Source organism: Candidatus Hydrogenedentota bacterium (assembly GCA_035416745.1).
In the GTDB taxonomy this organism is placed as follows: domain Bacteria; phylum Hydrogenedentota; class Hydrogenedentia; order Hydrogenedentales; family SLHB01; genus UBA2224.
This window is the reverse complement of the sequence record DAOLNV010000018.1, coordinates 18,374-40,371: the sequence shown is the minus strand read 5'-3', so window position 1 is coordinate 40,371 and position 21,998 is coordinate 18,374. Positions and strand designations below refer to the sequence as shown.

Annotated in this window: 12 protein-coding genes; 3 read left to right on the top strand and 9 right to left on the bottom strand. The window is 60.4% G+C overall.

Annotated elements, in window-relative coordinates; translation table 11 throughout:
• From PLJ71_08215 to PLJ71_08190, 6 genes are all read right to left on the bottom strand, one after another.
• Nucleotides 1-3,031: hypothetical protein (locus PLJ71_08215; GenBank protein HQM48658.1), on the bottom strand; the 3,031-nt coding region annotated here is incomplete at its 3' end.
• A 13-nt stretch (nt 3,032-3,044) separates the two neighbouring features.
• On the bottom strand, nt 3,045-5,633 hold the full coding sequence (locus PLJ71_08210; GenBank protein ID HQM48657.1) for a carbohydrate binding domain-containing protein: 2,589 nt from the start codon (nt 5,631-5,633) through the stop codon (nt 3,045-3,047).
• A gap of 43 nt (nt 5,634-5,676) precedes the next feature.
• Nucleotides 5,677-9,075, bottom strand: a complete 3,399-nt coding sequence (locus PLJ71_08205; GenBank protein HQM48656.1) for a DUF5696 domain-containing protein — start codon at nt 9,073-9,075, stop codon at nt 5,677-5,679.
• Between the two features lie 23 nt (nt 9,076-9,098).
• Nucleotides 9,099-11,570, bottom strand: a complete 2,472-nt coding sequence (locus PLJ71_08200; protein ID HQM48655.1) for a cellulase family glycosylhydrolase — start codon at nt 11,568-11,570, stop codon at nt 9,099-9,101.
• A gap of 166 nt (nt 11,571-11,736) precedes the next feature.
• Entirely contained in the window at nt 11,737-12,528 is a 792-nt protein-coding gene (locus PLJ71_08195) for a glucose 1-dehydrogenase (protein HQM48654.1), read from the bottom strand.
• Between the two features lie 22 nt (nt 12,529-12,550).
• Nucleotides 12,551-13,582: a galactitol-1-phosphate 5-dehydrogenase gene (locus PLJ71_08190; GenBank protein ID HQM48653.1), complete on the bottom strand. Its 1,032-nt coding sequence runs from the start codon at nt 13,580-13,582 to the stop codon at nt 12,551-12,553.
• Between the two features lie 253 nt (nt 13,583-13,835).
• On the opposite strand from PLJ71_08190, the gene PLJ71_08185 reads away from it, so the two are divergent.
• Both PLJ71_08185 and PLJ71_08180 read left to right on the top strand, forming a co-directional pair.
• Complete coding sequence (locus PLJ71_08185; GenBank protein HQM48652.1) at nt 13,836-14,840, top strand: zinc-dependent alcohol dehydrogenase family protein; 1,005 nt, start codon at nt 13,836-13,838, stop codon at nt 14,838-14,840.
• Between the two features lie 77 nt (nt 14,841-14,917).
• Nucleotides 14,918-16,363: a sulfatase gene (locus PLJ71_08180; GenBank protein ID HQM48651.1), complete on the top strand. Its 1,446-nt coding sequence runs from the start codon at nt 14,918-14,920 to the stop codon at nt 16,361-16,363.
• Nucleotides 16,364-16,504: 141 nt separating this feature from the next.
• Here the strand turns inward: PLJ71_08180 and PLJ71_08175 are convergent, their stop codons facing one another.
• The 3 genes from PLJ71_08175 to PLJ71_08165 form a co-directional block, all read right to left on the bottom strand.
• Nucleotides 16,505-17,872 carry a VCBS repeat-containing protein gene (locus tag PLJ71_08175; protein HQM48650.1) on the bottom strand — a complete coding sequence of 456 codons (1,368 nt, stop codon included), beginning with the start codon at nt 17,870-17,872 and terminating at the stop codon, nt 16,505-16,507.
• A gap of 154 nt (nt 17,873-18,026) precedes the next feature.
• Nucleotides 18,027-18,455, bottom strand: a complete 429-nt coding sequence (locus PLJ71_08170) for a PilZ domain-containing protein (protein ID HQM48649.1) — start codon at nt 18,453-18,455, stop codon at nt 18,027-18,029.
• Between the two features lie 312 nt (nt 18,456-18,767).
• Nucleotides 18,768-19,709, bottom strand: coding sequence for an aldolase catalytic domain-containing protein (locus tag PLJ71_08165; GenBank protein HQM48648.1), 942 nt, complete (start codon nt 19,707-19,709; stop codon nt 18,768-18,770).
• A gap of 261 nt (nt 19,710-19,970) precedes the next feature.
• On the opposite strand from PLJ71_08165, the gene PLJ71_08160 reads away from it, so the two are divergent.
• Nucleotides 19,971-21,983, top strand: coding sequence for a DUF5107 domain-containing protein (locus tag PLJ71_08160; protein HQM48647.1), 2,013 nt, complete (start codon nt 19,971-19,973; stop codon nt 21,981-21,983).
• The last annotated feature ends 15 nt before the right edge of the window (nt 21,984-21,998 follow it).

Here is a 21,998-nt window from a genome sequence, read left to right as displayed (position 1 = left end):
CGTCCGTTTCGTTGAGCAGCGAGAAGTAGACCGGTCCCGCGTCCGGTGTCCCGTACCGTTCGATGTAGCTCCCGCCGCTGGTTTGGGCATGGGTGACGGGTTGCCAACCCGCCTTGGCGATGGTCTGGATGAGGGGGATGTACTTCTTGAACAACGGCCGGGCCGGCTCGTACCAGTCGGGATTCTCGAAGAAGCAGTCGGTCGAGGCGTTTTCGCTGAAGAGGCCGGGGTGCATCCCGTAGAAAAGGCACCTCTGGATGTACCGCTCGATGTCGTCGAGAGTCAGGTCCACATAGTGGGTGTTGAGCAGAAAACAATAGGGCTTCTGGAAGCACATGGCTCGGCGAAACGCCATCGACTCGTCCGTCATGGGCTGCCACTTGCCTTGAGGGAACCAATTGGTCTCGGTCCCCAGGACATCCAGGTATGCGGCGGGAAACGAACAGCCGTGCAGGGGAGCATTGGCCATCATGAGTTTGCCCTGCCCATGGACTTTCGCGGCTGTTTCACGCTCGAATTCGAACGTCGAGAAGAGGGTCAGAATACCCACTCGCCCGGATTGCTGCTCGAATACGAGGGGAAAGTCAGTCGAGGCAAAATGTTCGCGGCGATAGTTGAGCGTAGTCGCGAAATAGACAAACGAGTCGATGTATACGCCGTCCACGGTCGCGGCCGGCGCCATCGTACCCTCGAAGCCCGGGTCGCGGAGCAGATTGTGGCCGGAACCCGGTTCCCCCAGGAAGAGGTCGTCGAACCAGACCGTTCCCGAGTGATTGCCCCGCATGAGAAGATGGACGGTGGCTTGTTTAAAAGGCTTTGTGGATTCAATAGTCCTTTCGAGGGTGACGAAATCGGAGTCGCCCGGGGAGACGGGGAGGGTTTGGCCCCAAAGCGGCGTGCCGTCGGTGTGGACGAGGTCCACGTACACGGCGCAGTCGTTATCGGGGTCTCCCGTGAGGCCTTGCGTCTTGACGCGCGCGCGGAGCACCAGTTGCACGGGCTGGGTCTGGTTAAGCGGGACGTTCTGAGTGGCGCCGGCCTTCCCCGGTTGAGCAAGAGAAACACGCAGCGCGCCGTTTCCCGACGCGAACACGGCATTGTCCACCTCATAGCCTCTTTCGTAGTGGTTCCAATCGGCGAGTTTGTCGCGCTCCGGCGGAGAAAGAGCAGCCTTGAGATGCGACCATTCCCCTTGGGCCTGGTTGAGGGAACTGGTGTCGGAGGTGGGGAGGTCGGGGTCGGCATTGAGGGGAAACAGTGCTCCGTCGCACCATGGCGTATCGCGGAGGTAGACAAGGGGGCTGTCGCCGGCGTCGTGAACCGATGAGAGCAGCGTGATCGAGGCTTGGCGCCGTTTGAACGCGTCGTCGCTTTCGAGCATGGAAGTGATATGCGCCACGGCCGCCTGTTCGTCGCGCGGCGTTTCCTTGGGCAGGGGCAGCCAAGTGGTCATGGGCTCGGTGTACACAAACGTGAGTATGCCGTGTTCCTCATCCCAGGGAACGTTGTTCGTGCCTTCTTTGAATGCAAATCCAAAGTCTTCCCAGCCATTCACTTTGCTGATGTCGCTGAACGCCATCCAGAGCCCTTCGCGGTCCACACGCTTCACGAAACACTCCGGGAACAGGGCGTAGTACCGCTCGAGGGCTGCACGGAATCCCCAGGCCGGGTCGAAGGCGTAAACCACGGCTTCAAAGGTCGCAGTTTGCGGGAACTTCGCCGTGTCGCGGGACAAGCCGAGGTCGAAAGCCGCAAACAGGATACCCACGCTGGCATCGTAGGCCAGGCGGCAATGGCGGGGATTCGTCATGGGCGTTGCGAGAGCGATGCCGGCGTTCGGCCCGGTGAGCGCAGCAAGAGGGTAGATCGAGCATTCGCCCGTAGCGCCGGCGTTGGTCTGTTGCGTGTTCATGAACACGCCCGACAGGGCCGGCGCGTTTCGCCGCATGTCGCGCCACCACATCCAGTCACTCCCCTGAAGCGGTATCGGCACGTAGATGGTTACCGCGCGATCGCTGCCTCGAAGGTCCTGGATTGCGCCGTTCAAACGAATGCATTCGTCGTCTGTCTCGGCTTCAAGGCGCAGGGTCAGGGCGAGGTCCCCGACTTCCCATTCGTACGTACGCAAATTCTGTTCAGACGCGCTCAGGACGAGTTGACCGCCCACGAAGCCGCTGTCCGCGGCCACATCGCGCACAAAAGGAACGAGCGGGGCGTATCCCAGCGCCTCCTTATCGAGAAAAAGGGTCGTGGCCGGGCGAGCGGGGTCGTTTCCTATGTCGAGGGCAAGGCCGCGTTTCGTGACAGGAAGTCCCGGCGAAGGTGAAAGCGCCTCGGGGAGTGCTCTTGCGGGAACCGTTACCGGTACGTTCTCGAAAAGATGGATGCCGACATCGCCGCATTGGTAAAGAGCGAAATCATCGAACCAAGCCGTTCCGGCATGGCCCCGGAAGAGTGCATAAACGGTGATAGATCTAAGGGGTTTCTCAGGCAGGACGACGCAGCGGCGTTCTTCCCAATCGTGAGTACCGGTGCTGAAGCACGACACCACACCCCACAGGGGGGTGTCGTCTGTATACATGGCGTCGATGTAGATGGCGTAATCGCGGCCGGGGGGACCGCTGACGTCCTGGGCCCGGCTCCATCCGGTCACGATCAGCGGCAGGGGCTCGGCCTGATTGAGCTGAACCGTCTGCCCGGCGCCGTGTTGGGCAGCGCGGTCAGCGCTCGCGCACTGAATCGCAATGGCGCCGCCGCGTCCCTCGCCGGGCGCGAACGTGTACCCGTCTTTCCAGAAATACCATGCCGGCGCTGGCGCGGCATCGCCTTCCTCGAAACCCGGATTGTTGAGCAGTTGAGGCTCTGATGCGGCTGATGCGCTGTCCACGCGTTGAAGCACGGATGTGTCCGCAACCACCGGAATGCCCGGGAGCAGACCTGATGCTGAGATCGCAATGGCAATGCAGGCAATACGCACAAGACCTGGTATGCCGGACCTGCATTTCGATTCACTCTCGCTCCTGTTGGTCATCCCACACCTTCTCTCACTGGGTAATTCCGTACCACAACGTCTGGTATTGGGGTCCAATCGCAAGAACGGTCCCGGACGGGCTCGGCTGAAGCCCTACGGGTCCTTTAGGTTTGCCCGCGCCATCAAGGGCGTACGCTTCCTTTCCCGCGGGCAGGGTGACGATGGCCTCGATGCCTTCGGCAACGACCGGCGCCGTGCCCCATTGGCTTTGAACAGACGTGCGCTCTTCGTTCCACCCCATGTTTGTGTTCTCGACGCGTCCCGCGGCGACAACGAGGATGCGCGAGGACCCCGCGACAGGTTTGCCGTCGAGGGCGGCAATGGCGACAACCGCCCAGTTCTTCTCCGCCTTGGTTACCTTGAGCGTGAGGTCTCCGAGCTGGATTTCGTCGCCAGCGATATACCCGGCAGCCAAACGCACAGACGGGGTGTTGACGGTATAACGTGCTCTTTCGGACGGTGTGGCTTGCCAGGCGATTTCGCCCGTGTTCGAAACGAGCGGAGGCTCGGGGACGGCCAGTTCGGGCACGGCGATACCGCCTGTACCGGGATTCCACCGGAAACCTGCCGGACGGTGGTACGTCACAGGGGCAATGTCCTTCAAGAAGTTCCATCCGAAGGCTGTGTGTTCCCTGGCGTCATCCGCATGGATATCGACGAAAAGGCGGTCTTCACCGGCACGAACACCACCCATTCGAAACATCACTGCGGCCACCGGCAAGAACACAAGCTTGCCTGGGTGGTTCCACAGCGTGAAGTATCCGGACAAGCGCTGCTCTTCGGGGTTGATGGTCCCGCTCGAGTAGTCGAACTGGTAGAAGCCGTCCCAGTCCTGGAACGCGGCGAAAGAGGCAAGCATCGGGAACATCTCGACAGCATGATCATTGGGCGCGGGATGGTCGTATTCGCTCACGGTATACGGTTTGTTCGCCATCTTGAACCAGGCGAGACGTGAGAGCGTGCCGCCCCGCGGTTCGGCCACCATCGATGTGTTGGGAATCGACCAGTTGCCGCCGTCCCAAGGCTTTCCGGGGAAATGAGGGTGTTGCCAGTACGCGTGCATGTCGATGAAATCACTGTGTACCGCCTCCCGATACACTCCCCGAATCTCCCCGTAACTGGCCTGAGTGTCGCACACGAAAGCCCCCACGCCGAGGTCATTTCTGAGGAAGTCCATCATCTCGCGCACGTACGCGCACTCGGTATCAGACAGAAAACGGAAAAAATCCTGGACCACTTGAGGCCCTGCGTTTCCGGCGGGAAGGGGGATGTTGTCCGCTTCGAAGGTTTGGTCGGGAGGCAGCCCGACCCATCCGCCGCGGCGCAATGACACCTCGGCAAACCAGAATTCGCCGAGCCGGTTGTTCATGTTGAATCCGGCGCGGCAGTGGTTGGGGCGGGAGCCCTCACACTTGAACGTGTACTCGTAGCGTTTCCATTCGGCGGCAACCGGCACTTCCAGAGCGAGTCCGCACCCGCTCCAGGGATCCTGGTCGAGGCGGACGTTGGCATTGATTTCGCACGGCGCATCGGCCCGTGCCCAGAATGAGAAGGTATAGGGCGCGCCTTCCTCAAGATTGAGCCCGGTCTGGTGAAACTGGAGGTTCCAGAATTCAGCGCCCGGCTTGAGTGTGGTAACGTGCAGAGCGCGTTTCGATGGGACGACTTCGTCATCGACGATTTCCGTGGCGAGCTTCGAGCCGCCGCCCTGCTCGAAGGTCCAGCGCTGTGTATCCTCCGAGAACGTACCGTTGGCCAGGACCTCGTCAGCAAGGGGCTCGTCGGCAACAAGCCAGCGCGCGCGCAGCGCTTCGGTAGTGCCTGCCGTGCTCTTGAGCCAGTCGCGCCACATGTTAACCAGAACCGAAAGATAGGGCTCGGGAAGTCCGCGGAGAGCTGATATGGACTTGTCGGTCAGCGAGTTCTCGTTGTTGAGCTCGACGACGAGTACGGCGGGGTCTTTCGCGTAGGTCATGCCCGTATAGGGGTTTTGATGGGTGAGAAGGTCGCGCGCATAGTCCTTCTGCAATTGGATGAAATCGGGATAGAAATTGTCGATGCCCTTGCCAAAAATGAAGTCCCGCGGCAGGTCGCCTGGTATCCCGGGATAGGTACGCGAGACGTGCAGGTTGAGATTGGTGTAGATGCCGTTCTGTTTCAGGTGATAGATAAGCCAATCCAATCTGTCCAGCTGTTCCGGGTCGAAGGCGGTCCGGTCCTGGTTCCAGATGCCGCCTGGCGCGGTGTGCATGTCGAGGTGATGGAAGCGGACAACATTCATGCCGAGTTTGCGCTGGTGGGCCGCGATCTTCGGCGCATCGTCTTTGGGAGGAAACGCTCCTCCAAACGTCAGGTTGCTGCCAATAAGCCGTATGCGGTTGCCTTGGGCGTCGCAGAAATGGCCGTCCCGGATTGTCGCGCGTCCCGCGGCGCCCGCAGGTTGTGGATTGAGAAAAGACATGTCGGTAAACGAGGCCTCGGTGTCAAAGGGAGGCACCCAGAAGGGGAAGTAGCCCGGCGTCTCGGCGCTGACCTGGGCGGCCGGCGGGTACCCGGCAAATGCCGCGGCAATGGCGAAGATAGACAAGAGGAATCTATGCATAACAAAGCTCCTTCATCCGCATTTCAGGTGTTGCACCGCTTCGTTATTGCCATTCTACGACGTAGCGGCCGCATCCTTTGAGCCCTGTCCTGAATTCCACGCGGCTGCCCTGCAATTCGTGGGCCACCGGCCCCATATCGTCCTGTGAACCGGCTGCGAGCGCCGTCACGCGCAGGTTCTCGACACCGGCGCCGGCCGCGAAGGACGCGAGGTCGAGCTCCACGCCGAATTCCCTGTCGCGCGGATACGGGAAAACGGTCAGGCGGTTTGGTTCTTTGTTGATCTTGACCGAGCCGTCGGTGGCGAGATTTCCGAAGTCGAGCCATGTGCCCGGCGGATTCACGTGCGCCTCGAAATCGGCCTTCCCGGCCGAGTAACGTTGCCGTGCCTCTTCGAGATCCCCCAACCTGACGTTTTTGATGACCCCGTTTTCCTGTTGCACATCGAGAACAGCGGCCAGGTAGCGTCCGCGGGAATCTTCAATGCCTTTGAGCGGCAACCGTCCGCCGTTGAATAACCCGATAAGGACCTCAAAACTCTGCCCGTTACCTTGGGGAATGGCGATTTCGTAGGGGCCATCGGTAATGATGTCGCCGCGCCGCCACTGGCTGGTTGGCTTGGGCAGCCCGTGATCTTGCTGGAACGCGATGCGCTCGTTGTGGCCGCTGGCGTCGCTTGTGAAATGTACGAAACACTGGTAATCCTGGTCCAAATCCTCGCGTACGACCCACTCGTAGCAGATACGCGCCTTGCCTTCCCCGAGATACTCGAAAGTTTTCAGCCGCGGCTCGATGTCTCGCACGTGTGACAGGTACGGCATGGTGAAACAGGTGCGCGCATCGGCAAACACAAACTCGGGGCATTCAGCGTAGTCCGCAAAGTGGCCGTTCACTTTGAGGGTCGAGACCCGGGTGCCGGGTCCGAGCGCGAGAAAGCCCCACTGCGGCAAGGTATAACCTTCAACCTGCCAGTCATCGGCGGCCCAGTTGACCCATAGGGTGAGGCCGCTCTCGTATTGGATGCGCTGGCGTTCGGTCTGGCCCACTACGAGCGCGATGCTGGCGGGAACGTACCGCTCGCCGACGGCGTAGGCAATCTCAACGGGTTTCGATATCCCGTAGAGCCGCTGGATGGGGTGCATCATGTGATGTTCTTTGGCGACCCATTGGACGTTGTTCGTCTGGGCATTCCCTATGAACCCGGCATGGCCATAAGCCGCCTCCTGGGCGCGATACTTGTCGACTTGCTCGACCGAGCCCGTGTCGTGCCCCCAACGATGGTCGTATCCGCGGCGAAACCAGCGCTCATAATAGCCCATGCCGTGGTTGACCATCTGGGGGTGGATTTTCAGCAGGTCGAAGTCCAGGAAGGGCAGATGGTCCTCGCCGCCGCTGACCTGCGCCTCGGCCCCGTCGCACAACCCCGCCCAGTAGAAATGGTTGTTGCCCTCGCCAAACAGAGGGCCTTCATGCGTGTCGCGCATGTATTGGAACAGTTCCGCATCGTACTTGACCTTGGCGAGCGCCATAGCGGCCATGGGCTGTCCGGCTTCGTGATCGAGCTGGTGCCACGGAGGCACGCAGGTGTGGACATCCAGGTAGGCAGCGTTGGTCGCGAACCATTCGTGGATGAGCGGAGCGTTCGCCTTGGCGAACTCGAGGGCTCGGTTGCATTTGAGTCCAAAACTCTGTACCCCGGTGCCCGCGTTGAACCAGGCCGGCGAGGGCGACCCGTCGGCCCGAAGCACCCGGGCCGAGGGCTCGTACGACGGCGCATCGGGATACAGGTCGATATAGTTCTCGTGGAGCGACCAGACGTAGCCACAGCCGTTCGCCGCCTGCGCGAACAGTTCCATGCCCTCCCGGCCGCCAAACGCCGGGTTGGGCGGGATATGATCCGGCAGCTGAACGTCGTAGCCATACCGCTGCCAGACGTGCGAGATGATGGCCAGGTGGTCGACGCCATTGTCTTTCAGGTTGCGGAGATTCTCGCCGTCGCCCGCGAAAGTGCCCTTATGATGACCCCAGATGTCCAGCATGATCTTCGATCCCAGCAAACCCATGCAGGGCGAGGGAGGATGGGGGATGTTCGGCAACACCTCCTGAACGTTCGGCGAGACGGCGATGTAGCCTTCCTCATGCAGAGGATTCCGCGACCCGTCTGTCTTGGATTCGTAAACGGCGCCGCCTTGGGGACACTGCGACGCGTGGGAGCGGGTCCAGTCGAGATACCCGCAAGCAAACACGTTCTGCCCGGTCAAGTACGACACAGAGCCTGCCAAGTAAGGGACGTCAAAAGTCTTGCGGAACGGCGCCCCGCCGTTATGCCCGAGTGAGAAGGCTGTGACGAGGGGTTTCTCGGCGTCCACGTTGATTGTGAGCGCTTTTCCCTCAATCCCGAACACCCATGTGGCTTCGAAGGTGTCATTCCCAACGGTATAGGCCCATGTTAGGGTCAGTCTCTTTGCGTTCTCGTCCAACGAGGCGCTGACGATGTGTCCGTTCTCGAGCCGGGACGGCGGCGTGTCTGAACCGGGGAGCTGGCCGCTGATTCCGCCTCCCAAAGCGGGCTGGAACGCGGGAGCGCCGTCGATCTGTACGCTGAAGTCATCCAGGGTTCCGGCCTTCGGCTCATACTGATAGAACAGATGGCAATCGTCCGCCGTGTATTCGAACCGGTAGCCGGTGTCCGTCTTTGTGACCGCATTGATGTGGGGGAGAAGGTTGGAGGGAGTCACACCATTACCGGAAGCGTTGCAGAGCGGACGGATGTCGGTGTCACGCGTTGCGAGATAGGCTTTCGTGGAGGTCAGATGCTCCAACAGGCTTTCCTCGCCCGCGCTCCTGGCCCCGCAGAGGATCTTGGCGTCGCCGAAATAGGAATAGTCAAAGGACGCGTTGTTGCTGGGCCCGGGTTCGGCCTGAATGCGCAGGGTGATGTCCTGGCCTGCGCGCGGGGTAAGGTCGAACGCGAAGTCTTTCCACTCCGCTTGGGCGTAGTGCTCGCGCATAAGGGGCATTTCCTCGTTGTTGGCCAGTACATACGCGCTGAACGTGACGCCGTCGCTATGGTTTGGCTGGGCGGCTATCGTGCCCATGGCGATTCCGAAAGACAGCGTGATGGGAGCAACCTGGGGCAGGCGCAGATGATAGTCCGCCCATACTTTTCCCGGCGCAATGCGCCAGGGCGAGTGCAAGAGGATGGCGTCGCGGCCGAGTGTGCGCTCGTGGGGAACGTACGAGATGCCGGTTACCGGATGGAAGTGGCCCGTCCAGGACGCAGGCATGGTGACGGTGTCTTCCCCGTACGATTGATACGCGACCTGATAGATGCCAATATCTGCCAGAAGAGTCTCCCCGATGGGCAGGTTGACCACCGTTTCCTGCGCGCAGATGATGCCGCAGATGGCGAGAAAAGATATACACGTCAGCGCCTTCTTCATCCCTTTTTCTCCGATCTATTAGCTCACATCGTCCTTGCTTGGCCGCAGCGGTTCGGGAAAATGCGCAGGAGCGCCGGCGCCAAATTCCGCCCTTCGTATCGCGCCGCCTCTTCCGGTTTCCACGCGACGACTACGCCCGTGAGGCAGACCGTGCCTTTGCTGGCCACTTTCGCGGGGTCTTGCAGGTAGTACGAGGTCCAGCGCAGCGGCGCATGAATGACGCCATCATCCGCGCCGCCCCAATGTCCCATTGGACCTTTGAGCGGCATCTCGACAAGTTCCCATCCATCCCCGGTCTTCTGCACGCCGCCGGTCTGGAACGTCTGACCGGTGGCGTCGGTTACCCGGCAGAGAATGCGATCGCTGAATTGTGCGCCGTGAACCCAGAGCATCGCTTTGTCGGGCTGAGGCACAGGAAGTTCAGGATTCTCTTTCGGTCCCCACTGCCAGAAACACCAGCCGGGTTCGATAGCGTAATCCACTTTCACGGCTTTGGTGAAGGGCGGATTCTCGCCCGGCGCGTCAACAATCACTCCCTGAAGCGCTATGGTGCGCTCTTCCTCGCCTTCGTCCCACAGGCGGAAGACTTCGCGTGCATCCTGGCCGACGGGAAACTCCACGGCATCTACAAGCGCGTAGGTCATGGGCGCGACCTCCGCGGCAACATCCCCGTTTGTGTCCAGCAACTGGACGGCGGCCGTCTTGGGGCCCCCGGACAGGGTAACGGACGGGAATGCAAAAAACTGCGATTGCTGCGCGTCGAGCTGCACGGGAACGGGCGGAAGCGCCTTGCCGTCAACTTCCGCGAGCAACTGACCGTCGAGAGGAGCAGCTGATTCAGACGCGAGTTCAACCACCATGCCGTCGTGCCGCCAGCCCAGTGTCGCGCGCAACGGATTCGCGATAGGGACGGAAACGTGGGTCTTGAACGTGTACGAAGATTCCCCGGGAGCGCCGCACGTGATGGCGACGGGCAGTTCCAGCAGGGGTGCGTCTCGCCGCGCGATCGTCCCTTGCCAGATCAACACGTCCGATGCGCCGGGCGCCAAAGAGGTTTCGCCGGAATTCCATGTGCCCCGGATACCCTCCGCATCGGTTTCCACCGGCTGCAACGTGAGGGCCTTGTATGCCGAGTTGGTGACGGGAAACCGTATGCGCACCCCTTGAGGCGCCCCCGCCTGGGCCGGTTGGACGGCTTCGGCGCGTAACGGAAAGATTCCCAGCCACGACGGCGCGTTCTCGGCGAGCGTGAGATAGATGGGCGCGTCCGTTACCCGCCACACTTGCCCTTCCGGCAGCGCAACGGGCTGTCCCTGGTGATCGGTGGCGCTGACCGCATCGAGACCATCTGGCAGCCGTATTTCGCTGAATTCGTCCGTTGTCCAGATCGCGAGCTTGTATGCAGTTTCTTTCCGAAACGCCGCGATGAAATCGCCATCTTTTTCTGTGGGCACCGTGCCCACGGGCAGGTATCCGGCCAGTTCGCCAATCAGCGTTTTCATGGCCGTGTACGCCGGTTTGGGTTGGTAGTCCCACGTGACGGCGCCGAAGTTGTGTTCGCGTTCTTTGGGGTCCTGGCCGTCGTCGTGCCAGTCATACCAGATGCTGATAGGAATGCCGTAGGAGAGGTTGCTGAGCCATTGGCGCGGAAGGTATTTGCCCTGGAGTTCGCGTTCGATGTCGGTCGTGGTGTAGCCCCATTCGCCGCTGATGATGGGAATGTCGCGCATGATGCCCTGTTCGCTCGCGTAGCGCGCGATCATAGCGGCCAGCCGGTCGTAATCGCCGCGAGCCGTTTCGGGGTCTTGGCGGGAACCCCGGTAGGGGTGCACGCTCACGCCATGGACCAGTTCCAGGTAGCCCCCTTTGAAACAATCCTCGAGAAACGTCATGGGAAAGCCCGAAGTGCCGGGACCGATGATGCAGGCGCCAGGGTCCGCCTCGCGGATAGCCGGCACTACCGCCTTGCACCACGCCAGGTAATCTTCGACCTTGGGCTCGGGTTTCCAGAATCCGATATTGGGCTCGTTCCAGAGTTCCCAAATGATGGGTTTGCCGGCGAAATGGCCTGCCAAAGCTGAGCAGAACCGCGCATAGGCCGTGCGGCCTTCCTCGGTGTGTGGCGCGAGACCGCCGTCGTACAACGGATTGCCGTAATCGATAATGAACAGGATACGGATGTTCCGCGCTTCCATGTCCGCCACGAGGCGATCGTAGTGGCTGAAATCGTACTTCCCGGCCTCCGTCTCCGCGCCTGACCAACTGATGTCCATGCGGATAATCCCGAGACCGCCTTCCTCCAGCATGCGGAGGTCATTTTCGTTGCCGTGATAGAAATGGATGTTGACGCCGACGCCCTCGGGTACGGGTCGCATGCCGAGCAGTGGATGAGAAGTCTCGAGGACTTGCGCTCCCGCACTGGGATTAGCCAGCGCGGCCAGCGTGAGCGCCAGAACGGCGCTTCGAGCATGTATCGGCAAGGTTGGACGTCTCATGAGATATTACCCCTTTGTCTCAGACGGAATCCGCAAGAACGGATGGAATTCACACCATCCCCATGGTACACCACGCGGTGCACGAAGGAAATTTCGCGGAATCGGGCGCACCGCCGGCTCCCTTTGACTGTCCGTGTCTGTCTGTATTTCCCCTGCGCCGTATCCTCTATTTCTCGACGGCGGTCTTTGTCGCGCCAGTCGAGATGCCTCCGTCCACGAGCAGGGTCTGCCCGGTGATGTAACGGCTTTCTTCCGACGCCAGAAAAACGACCGCGCCGTCGAGGTCGTGAGGCTGGCCGGGGCGTTTTACGGGGATGCGGTCGCAGAGGTATTGCACCCAGGCCGCGTTCTCGTAGAGCACCTTGTTCTGGTCGGTTCTGAACCATCCCGGGGCCAGGCAGTTGACCGTAATTCCGTGAGGCCCCCAATCATCGGCGAGGCTCATGGTGAGCTGCTTGACCCCGCCGCGGCTGGCGCCGTACGGCGCGAGTCCCGCATAACCAAAGACGCTTGTCACCGAGCCGATATTTATGACGCGCCCGTAACCCTCGGGAATCATATGCCGGGCAACGGCTTGCGCGACAAAAAAAGTGCCCCGGAGGTTGGTATCAAGGACGGTATTCCAGTCGTCCCACGAAACGTCGAGGGCGGGTTTGCGGATGTTGCAGCCCGCGTTATTGACGAGGATATCGAGCTTGCCGTATGCGGCTATTGCACCCGACGCCATGCCCTGGATGCTGTCATAGTCGCGGACATCGAGTTCGAGGGGCACGGCGCGGCGTCCCAGGGCCTCGATTTCGAGTTGAAAGTCCCCCAGCGCCGCTTTGTCGCGGCTGGTAATGACGAGGTCGGCGCCCGCGCGTGCTAATGCGCGGCCAAAGCACTGCCCCAGGCCCCGGCTTGCTCCGGTGACCACGGCAACTCTTCCCGATAGATCAAAAAGACCGCTCACGGTAATCTTCTCCCTGGATTTCGTTGATTCACGGACACAATACGACTTTCATCAACCCGCGTTCCTTGTTGTAAAGCCGCTCGAACCATTCCGGGCCGTCCTCCAGCGGCGAACTAGCCGAAATGAGCGGCTCGACGGCTATCTCCCCGCGAGACACGAGACCGATAGCCGCAGGATATTCACCCGCGGAGGCACAGGAGCCAAGCACAGCGATTTCACGCGTCACGGCGGACTGCAACGGGAAGGATACCGTGGGCGTGATGTTACCCAGCAGAATCAACGTGCCGCCTTTCCGAACGCATGCCATGGCCGTGCGAACGGTCTCTTCGGTCCCTGCGGCTTCGAGGACTACGGCCGCGCCCCTATTACCAGTAAGGGCGGCGACGGTCTCCGCAACGGGATTTCGGGCGGCGTTGATGATATCCGTCGCGCCGAGCTGCGCTGCCAGGCGCAACCGTTCGTCGTCGATGTCCACAGCGATGATTGGGCCGCATCCCGCCACTTTGACGGCCTGCATGGCAAGCAATCCGATCGTGCCTGTACCAATGACCGCCGCGGAGTCGTTCCGATGGATTGACGCGCGCGAGGCTGCGTGCATCGCCACCGCCACCGGCTCGATCAGGCTCGCATGTTCGAAAGGCAGATCGGCGGGGATAGGGTAGACAATGCGTTCGGGTGCGGCGATGTACTCCGCAAACGCGCCGTCGCGGCGGTAGTCCGCGCACGACACACCGAGGACCATGCGGTTGTCGCAGAGGTTGATGCGTCCTGAGCGGCAGAAAGGGCACTCACCGCAATAGATGGTCGAGTCGAACGTCACGCGATCGCCGGTCTTGAAGCGGGTGACCGTTTCGCCCGTCGCAGCCACCACCCCCGCAGCCTCGTGCCCCATGACAACGGGCGGGATACGGCGCCCCGAACTCCCGTCGTATCCGTGGACATCGCTTCCGCAGATCGCGCAGGCCTTGACGCGCACCAGCACATCGCCCGGACCGCACTCCGGCACGGGGCGGTCCTGCACCGACAAATTCCGGTAGTTCTCCAGTACTAATGCGCGCAAAGCAGTCCCCTCTTTACAACAAAGAAGTATATAGACATTCAATCTTACGGTTGGGGCTCTGGAGAAACAAGAGCAGCGCAAGAGGGGAAGATCTGTTTTGAGGCGGAATGAACAGGATTGACGGGACTGGCGCCGTTGGCGCGCAGAGTCCCGTCCGGCCTTGCGCCAGGCGGGGCATTATCCCTATGTCTGGAATTCGTGAGATATTCGCGCTACCCTCAAGAGAAGAGATCGAGACTCGGGAGATACCGCCATGAAAGCCATGGTTCTTGAGGCTGTTGCGCCAATCGATTCATCGCCATTGAAGCCGCGGGATTTGCCGTTGCCCGAACCCGGTCCGGGCGAGGTGCGCATCAAAGTGCGGTGTTGCGCGATATGCCGGACGGACCTGCACGTCATCGAAGGCGAATTGCCCCAGCAAAAGCTGCCCATCATACCCGGGCATCAAGTCGTCGGGAGCGTGGACAAGGTGGGGGAGGGGTGTTCCGGGTTCCGCGAGGGAGAGCGCGCCGGCGTGGCGTGGCTGCGGCACACTTGCGGCCGGTGCATATTCTGCAACCGCGGGCAGGAGAATCTGTGCGAATCGTCCCGGTATACCGGCTATTACGCGGACGGCGGCTACGCCGAATACGTCGTCGCGCCGGAATCCTTCGTGTACCGAATACCGAACGCGTTTGACGACGCTGACGCCGCCCCGTTGTTGTGCGCGGGGATCATCGGATACCGGGCGCTGAAACGGGCCCAGGTACCCGATGGCGGGCGGCTCGCCCTGTATGGTTTCGGTTCTTCCGCGCACGTGGTGATGCAAATTGCCAGGCATCGGGGATACCGCGTGTTTGTCGTATCGCGGGGCGAGCGCCATCTCCAATTGGCGCGCGACATGGGCGCGGAATGGACGGGAGAAGATGCGGCAGGCATGCCCGAGAAGGCCGATAGCGCGATCATTTTTGCGCCGGCAGGCCATCTAGTGCCGCCAGCCCTCGAAGCTTTGGAAAAGGGCGGCACCTTGGCGCTGGCCGGCATCTACATGACCGATATCCCGCAGCTGAATTATGAAAAACATCTGTTCTACGAGCGCAACATCCATTCGGTAACCGCCAATACGCGGGAGGATGGACGGCAGTTGCTCGAAGAGGCGGCCGAGATCCCCATTCGTCCGCATACTAAGGCCTATCCGCTCGAGGAGGCGAACAAAGCGTTGCAGGATCTCAAGAATGATCGTATCAGCGGGACGGGCGTCCTGATGGTTTCCAAGTGAGGCGTTCACCGAGGCCGCGTATTCATATACAATGAGTTTTCGGGTCTGAACTCCGAGAAATGCAGCGAGGGAAAGCGATGATTCGAATTTCGCGCCGGGGATTCCTGGGAATAGGCGGAGCCGCGTTGTTGGCGGACGTCGCGCCGCGCGCACTCTCTGCCGCGGAGAGGCGGAAACCCAATCTCGTATTCATTCTGATTGACGACATGGGATGGCCGGATACCGGATGTTACGGCCATCGGTTTCATGAGACGCCCAACATCGACAAACTGGCCTCACAAGGCATGCGGTTCACGGATGCCTACGCCGCGTGCCCGGTGTGTTCGCCCACACGCGCCAGCATCATGTCCGGACAGTATCCCGCGCGAGTCGGCATTACCGACTTCATTCCCGGCCATCAGCGGCCCTACGCCAAGCTCAAGGCGCCGCTAAACCGCACCCAGTATCTGCCGCTCGAGGTCGTGACGGTCGCGGAATCGCTCAAAGCGGCGGGATACACCTGCGGACAGTTCGGCAAGTGGCATCTCGGCGGACGCGAATACTTCCCGGACGCCCAGGGGTTTAGTTCCTGGCTGGTGTCGGAAGGACGGCATTTCAACTTCAAGACTGTTCCACCCATGGAGATCGAACAGGACGCCTATCTGTCCGAGTTCTTAACGGAACAGGCGGAGAAGTTCATTGACGAGAACCGGGGGCGGCCGTTCTTTCTGTATCTCGCCCATTTCGCGGTACACGTGCCAATCGAGGCGCGCCAAGAACTCATCAAGAAGTATAGAGAAAAGAAAAAGCCGGCCGAAGGCGTGAACAATCCTGTTTACGCCGCCATGGTCGAGCACGTAGACCACAGCGTGGGCCGCATCACGGCTAGACTCGACGAGCTCGGACTGGCCAACAACACCATCGTGATCTTCACCTCTGATAACGGAGGTTTGCGGCAGCGGTATGATCTGCAGGGGCCGCTCGTGTCGAGCAATGCCCCCCTGCGCGACGAGAAGGGCACTCTTTACGAGGGCGGCATCCGGGAGCCGCTCATCGTACGCTGGCCGGGCACCGTCGAGCCGGGAAGCACCTGCAGCGTGCCCACGAGCAGCGTGGACTTCTACCCGACGCTTGTGGACATCGCCGGGGCAATGCCGCCCGCCAACCAGGTATTGGACGGCGTGAGCCTCCGCCCGTTGCTCGAACAGCGGGGCAGCCTGAACCGCGACGCCATCTATTGGCATTACCCCCACTATCACCATTCAACGCCCGCAGGCGCTGTCCGGGCCGGCAACTGGAAGCTGCTGGAGTTTTTCGAAGACGGGCGTCTCGAACTCTACAACCTCGCCGAGGACATTTCCGAATCGCGCAATCTGGCGGCTGCAAGGCCGGAGAAGGCGGCCGAATTGCGTGAAATGCTGGCCGCGTGGCGACAACAAGTCAACGCGGCCATGCCCGAACCCAATCCCGATTATGACCCCGCACACGCACATGAATGGGGCCCGCCAATTTCTCATGGCAGCGCCGATCGTAAGGGGATTTAAGGGATTGGGGAGCAGGGACTGGGATTGACGGGCCGTGCAATATGCCGTCCGGCGTGTTCGGTCGGCCGGGCTGAGTCCCCTCCGGCTGCACCGCCGGCGCCTACGGTGGCAATCATGGCGCCTGGACATTTCAGTCGGTCGCTAGAACACGGCTACTTCGATCTTTTTGGCATCCTTGCCGCCAGGGTGGAATAGAACGACGTCTTTGGCTTTGTTGTCGTTAAGGTCGTATGGGCGTGCTTGGCCGAATGGGATGAAGGGAAGGGTCACCCAGGGTTTGTTCGAGATGAAGCGGTTGGTTTCACCGGTGTGGATGGCAACCTCGCTGTTGCCGGAACCGAACATCACGTCGACGCGCCCATCGCCGTTGAAATCCGCCATGATATACACGGGGAGCTCACGCTGTTCAGGAGCGTCAAGGGTAATCGAGGTGGAGAAGTCGGGCTTGGCATTGTAAGCGCTGCCATTGAACAGGAAGACATCAACCTCGACGGCGACCTTCTTCCGCAAGAAGAGATTCACGAGCGTCTTGAGTCCGAATGGCACCTTGATGAACATGACATCCAGTTTCTCGTCGCCGTCGACATCGATGAGGAATGGCGCAGCAATGGCGCCGTCGGCGTGGAAAACGGCGCTGGGCTCATCGGGGTACGTGAAGGGGGCCGAGGCAACGTAAACACGGCTCATGACAGTGACGTTCACAGTGCCCTTGGACTGAGTGACAACCAGGTCCGGCAGTCCGTTGCCGTCGATGTCCTGCATCTGCGCGGAAGTGTCCCATTTCTCGTCGGTGTTTGATGGCACCTTGTAGCGTTGGTGCTCTGTCCAGTTGTCACCATGAGCGAAATCAGCGAGCTCGTTGCTCAGAAAGACGATTCCTTTTGGGGCCTGGTTTTCGAGGGAGAAGACTTGGTAGGCTGGCAGTTTATGCCTGATCTGCAGGGAGCCCTCTTCACGGATTTCGCTCACCACGTCGCAGGTGACGAAGGCGTGCTGGGCATCCGCATTGCGAACGATGTACCCTCCATTGGCGGGGATGAGCCATTCGTCAATGCCATCGCCGTCAAGGTCCTTGGGAATCTCCCTCAAGAAGCGGGGTTCCTTCGCGCCGCTGGGAAGCAAGGACAGAAACTCCGTGGTTTGGACCTTCTCGAGTTTGCCCTCGCGGTACGCGTAAATCTCCGCGCCCAAAGCATTTGTGGTAACGAGTTCGCGGGGCGTTTTCCCATTGGTCTCGGCCCAGAACAGCGAGCTGATGCTCGGGTCCAGCGGAAGCACAAAGGATGGTTCGCTGGAATAGCCGCCGTCTTCCCCGTTCATCATATAGACGGCAACGTTCTTCTTGAGAGGGGTGGCTTCGGAGTCGCAACATAGGGCCACGATGTCTCCGCTGCCATCCAGATTCAGATCTTCAACGGCAACATCCCACACGGGCTCGGAAGTCTCGATGACCGACGTTTCAACCGCAGCGGAGCACTCGAGCACTGCTAGAACAACCAGAGAAATCATGCCGTCTCCTTGGATTTGAGCGGATTCTACGGATGTTAGACGACGGGTGGATGATATCATTTACATTGGTTAGACGAAACCGTCCGGACGAGAGTTTCGCAGCTCTTGGGAGTGGGCGTGCCGGAATCCCCCCCAGCGGCCACCGTGCAGGATTTCAAACCTCGATATGAGAGTCGAGCTGGTTTTGCAGGGCGTCCGTGAACAAGGCAAATTCCATGTTCTGGGCAAGTTCTGTGCCGAACCGCATGGCTACGACCGAAATGTCCTCATAGTCGCGGGCAACGCGCATGATCTCCGCGGAACCAACGAAGACGCGGGGGAGGCAGCTGGCGTCTTCACACAGTTTTGTAGAGATCCCGACAGAGACGCGCATCCCCGGCGTCACATCGTGCTTTGTACGCACGAGAAGGCCAACGCGGGACAGGTTAACCACATTGCCGCGGCAAATGAGGCGGCATTTCAGCTTGGGGTCCTGTACGGCAATCTTGACTTGCATGGGTACGGCAAAGCGCCGGGCAATCCGTCTTTCCTGTCTGGGTTCAAACGGGTCTTCCCATCGTGCATCCGTTTCGTACTTAGCCATGCCTGGGCACCTCGCTGTCGTCACCGTAAGGCCTATTACTCCTTTCCGCGGCTTTTATTCTCAGACTCGGTAGACTCCTCTTACTATGTCTATTCTACCACTTATTCGCACTTTTGTCTAGCGAAAATTGTGCCTTGCGTAGAATGTGCTGTTTTTCCACCATTTACCGTCTCGAAACAGACGATTCGGAAACGGCTTTATTCATGAAAATGGAATCATATGCGTATTCCGCCAGACCTTCAATCCCTCTAAAATACTGACAGTATTGGACTTCCAAGACAGTAACGGCGAGGAATGGCGGGGACTTGTCAACTAAATGTCGTCGAGGTTGGAAAGCTCGTCGTAAAACGAGCGCAGAGAGGTGTTTAGGGCGGTGTTCATGAATGCCATAGCTGCCCGGGGATGTTTGTTCAGGAGACCCGTGATGACGTAGGGTATCTCGTAACCCCATTTCAAGTCTTTCTTTAGGGGGATAAGGTATCTCTCGATGAGGTCGAGTACAGGGCGCACATCGAATTTGGGATTCTTCAGGAATCCGATGATGAGCTCGAGGGGGCAGTTTCCGGCGGCGCGCCCGATGCCATAAATCGAGCCATCAAGACAGGTTATGCCTTTCATCGCGGCTTCCACGGTGTTTGCGAACGCCAGTTGCTGGTTGTTGTGGCAGTGAATGCCGATTTGCTTTCCAGGGAGCTTCGCCAGGTATTTGTGGGCCATATATTCGATCTGATGGGGCTGGAGATAGCCGAAACTGTCGACCAGGTAGACCATGTCGAAGTCGGTCCCGGCAAGTTTGTCGAGGGCTCTGTCCAGGTCGGGCTCAAGGGCGTGGGATACGGCCATGATGTTTATGGAGACTTCATACCCCTGTTTCTTGCAGTGGTCGCCCAGACATATTGCCTCCTGGATGTCTTTGACGTACGTGGCCACGCGGTACAGCCGTATCAGGGATTCGCTGGCGGGTACAATATCGTTGTAGTCGGTACGGCCTACATCGGCCATGACGGCGAGCCGGGCATCGCTTTGGCAAACAGTCTCCCGGAGGTCCTCTTCATCGCAGAAACGCCAAGGCCCGAAATCATCTTTTGAGAACTGTTGCTTGTCGGCTCGATAGCCCAGCTCGACGTAATCTATGCCCGCTTGCGCCAAGCCGGCGAACACATCTTTCACCATGGCTTTACTGAAGCGCCAATCGTTCATGAGACCGCCGTCGCGGATGGTGCAATCAAGAACTTTGATCTCTGGCCGATACATTGGGCTGTCTCCGGGAATTCGTGGAGCGACAGCGTACAGAAAGCGTTTTGGCGATTCAACAAGAATGCGTCCGCGGTCTTGAAAGGGTTCTGGCTTGTTTGCAGGGGGCGCGGGAGGAGGACGGCCGCGGGAGAGCACGAATCTGCTCGATCATGAGCCGACGGCAATGTACAATCTGGCGGGACTCATGGGGCTGGTGAATGGATTTGCCGAGCTGGGTTCCACGTACGGGGATGTGCGCAACCATCCATTGGGGGTGTCATGACCGAACTCTATTTCGAATCCTACGAAATCCCCGCGGCGGACTTGGGTGAAGAGAATCCGCTGCCCTTCTTTCGGGGGGACACGGACGATCTGACAATCGAGGTTGCGGACAACGTGCCCGCTGACGAGCGCCGTCAGATGGGATGCGCTCTCGCAAGCCGGTGGCTGCCGTTTCGCATGCAGGACGGGTACACGCGGAAGCGGAGTCCCCATCTTTTCCGCACGGTTATCCTCGAGAACGATTTTCTGCGGGCGCGCTTCTCGCCGGAGCATGACGGGCGGCTTCTGTCGCTGGTCGACAAAAGGCAAGGGAGGGAACTGCTTGAGCGTAACCCGGTGTTTCAGCCCTGCAACGTCGCGATTCGAAATGCCTGGATAAGCGGCGGAGTGGAATGGAATACGTCGCATATTGGGCACTATTTTCTAACGGTTTCGCCCGTGTTCGCCGCACGGATTCGCGGCCTGGACGGTGAGCCTGCCCTGCGCGTCTACGAGTGGGACCGCCTTCATTGTTTCCCGTGGCAGATAGACTTCTTTCTTCCGCAGGGCTCGCGGTTTCTGTTTGCGCGGCCGCGGATCATCAATCCGCATGCCTACACACTGCCGATGTACTGGTGGTCGAACATCGCGGTCCCCGAACATCCGGACCTGCGGACCCTGGCGCCGGCCATGGACGCGCTGTCGCACCCACCGGGCACTGGAGTCTTGACCGTCTTGCCTGTGCCGCGTCCGGCCGGGTTTGACGTGTCGTATCCGACCAACGCGCCAGCAGCGGGCGAGGCCTTCTTCCGCATCCCCGCCGGGCAGCGTAAGTGGATCGCGCAGGTGGACCGGGAAGGAAAGGGTTTGGTCCACGCTTCGACGGACCGGCTGGTGGGGCGCAAAATGTTTTTCTGGGGCATGAACCAGGGTGGGCGGCGCTGGCAGGAAATGCTGTCGGTTGATGGACATGCCTACATCGAGCTGCAGGGCGGCCTGGCGCGCACGCAGCTCGAGACGGTGCCCATGCCCGGCGGAGAATGCTGGTCGTGGACTGAGGCCTACGGGATGCTGTCCATGGCTCCCGAGGTTGCGCATGGGGAGGACTGGGAACTGGCGTGGCGTGCCGCGGATGCCTCCTTGGAGCGGGTTTTGCCGCGACAGCACGTCGAGGGCCTGCATGCGCGGCTCGAGTCCTGCGCGAGCGCCCCGCCGGAGGAAATCCTCAGTTGTGGGTCGGGCTGGGGCGCGCTCGAGCGCCGGCGCGCGGAACAAGTCGGAGAGCGGCCGCGCATGCCCGCGGAGCTGCCTTTCCCCGACGACACCATTGGGAGCGGCGAACGGATGTGGCTGTCGCTGCTGGAGAGCGGCGCGTTGGAGGAACGCGAGCCCGGGCAGGGGCCGGGTTCGTACATGATCCAGCCGGAATGGCGCAGGATCCTTGAATCCAGCGTGACGAGCAGCAGCGGGGGAGACTGGCTATCGTGTCTTCATCTGGGCGTGATGCGGATGGAGGCGCGCGAATACGAAGGAGCCCGAGAGGCATGGGAACAGAGCGCCGCCCATACGCCTACCGGGTGGGCTTACCGCAACTTGGCCGTGTTGGCCGACCGTCAAGGAGATATGGACCGGGCGGGGGCGTTTCTCAAGCGCGCGTGGGAAACCGGCCCGAAGGTCAGGCCCATCGCGCAGGAGTACGCCGATTTCTTGAACAAGACAGGGCGGCACACCGAGGCCTTGGATTTCATTACGGGCTTGCCGGAAGAGATACGCAACCACGAACGCATCACGATCGCCCTTGCCCAAGCCGCCCTGAAGACGGAGCGTTTCGAGCACGTCAAGAGCATCTTCGAATTTGAACCCGCCCAGATCCGAGAATGCGAAACATCGCTTACCGACCTCTGGTTCGCCTATCATGAGAGGCGCATTTCCGAAGCGGAGGGAATACCCATAGACGACGCGCTTCGCGAGCGGGTGCGGCGCGAGTGCGTGCCGCCGAAGAACATCGATTTCCGCATGTCGGCGGGGTGAGGCCGGGCGTGCACG

Excerpts from the sequence above, each read along its gene's own strand:
- PLJ71_08210 (HQM48657.1), bottom strand. The coding sequence starts at position 5,633 with ATGCATAGATTCCTCTTGTCTATCTTCGCCATTGCCGCGGCATTTGCC.
- PLJ71_08200 (HQM48655.1), bottom strand. The coding sequence starts at position 11,570 with ATGAGACGTCCAACCTTGCCGATACATGCTCGAAGCGCCGTTCTGGCG.
- PLJ71_08175 (HQM48650.1), bottom strand. The coding sequence starts at position 17,872 with ATGATTTCTCTGGTTGTTCTAGCAGTGCTCGAGTGCTCCGCTGCGGTT.
- PLJ71_08165 (HQM48648.1), bottom strand. The coding sequence starts at position 19,709 with ATGTATCGGCCAGAGATCAAAGTTCTTGATTGCACCATCCGCGACGGC.
- PLJ71_08185 (HQM48652.1), top strand. The coding sequence starts at position 13,836 with ATGAAAGCCATGGTTCTTGAGGCTGTTGCGCCAATCGATTCATCGCCA.
- PLJ71_08160 (HQM48647.1), top strand. The coding sequence starts at position 19,971 with ATGACCGAACTCTATTTCGAATCCTACGAAATCCCCGCGGCGGACTTG.
- PLJ71_08180 (HQM48651.1), top strand. The coding sequence starts at position 14,918 with ATGATTCGAATTTCGCGCCGGGGATTCCTGGGAATAGGCGGAGCCGCG.
- PLJ71_08170 (HQM48649.1), bottom strand. The coding sequence starts at position 18,455 with ATGGCTAAGTACGAAACGGATGCACGATGGGAAGACCCGTTTGAACCC.
- PLJ71_08205 (HQM48656.1), bottom strand. The coding sequence starts at position 9,075 with ATGAAGAAGGCGCTGACGTGTATATCTTTTCTCGCCATCTGCGGCATC.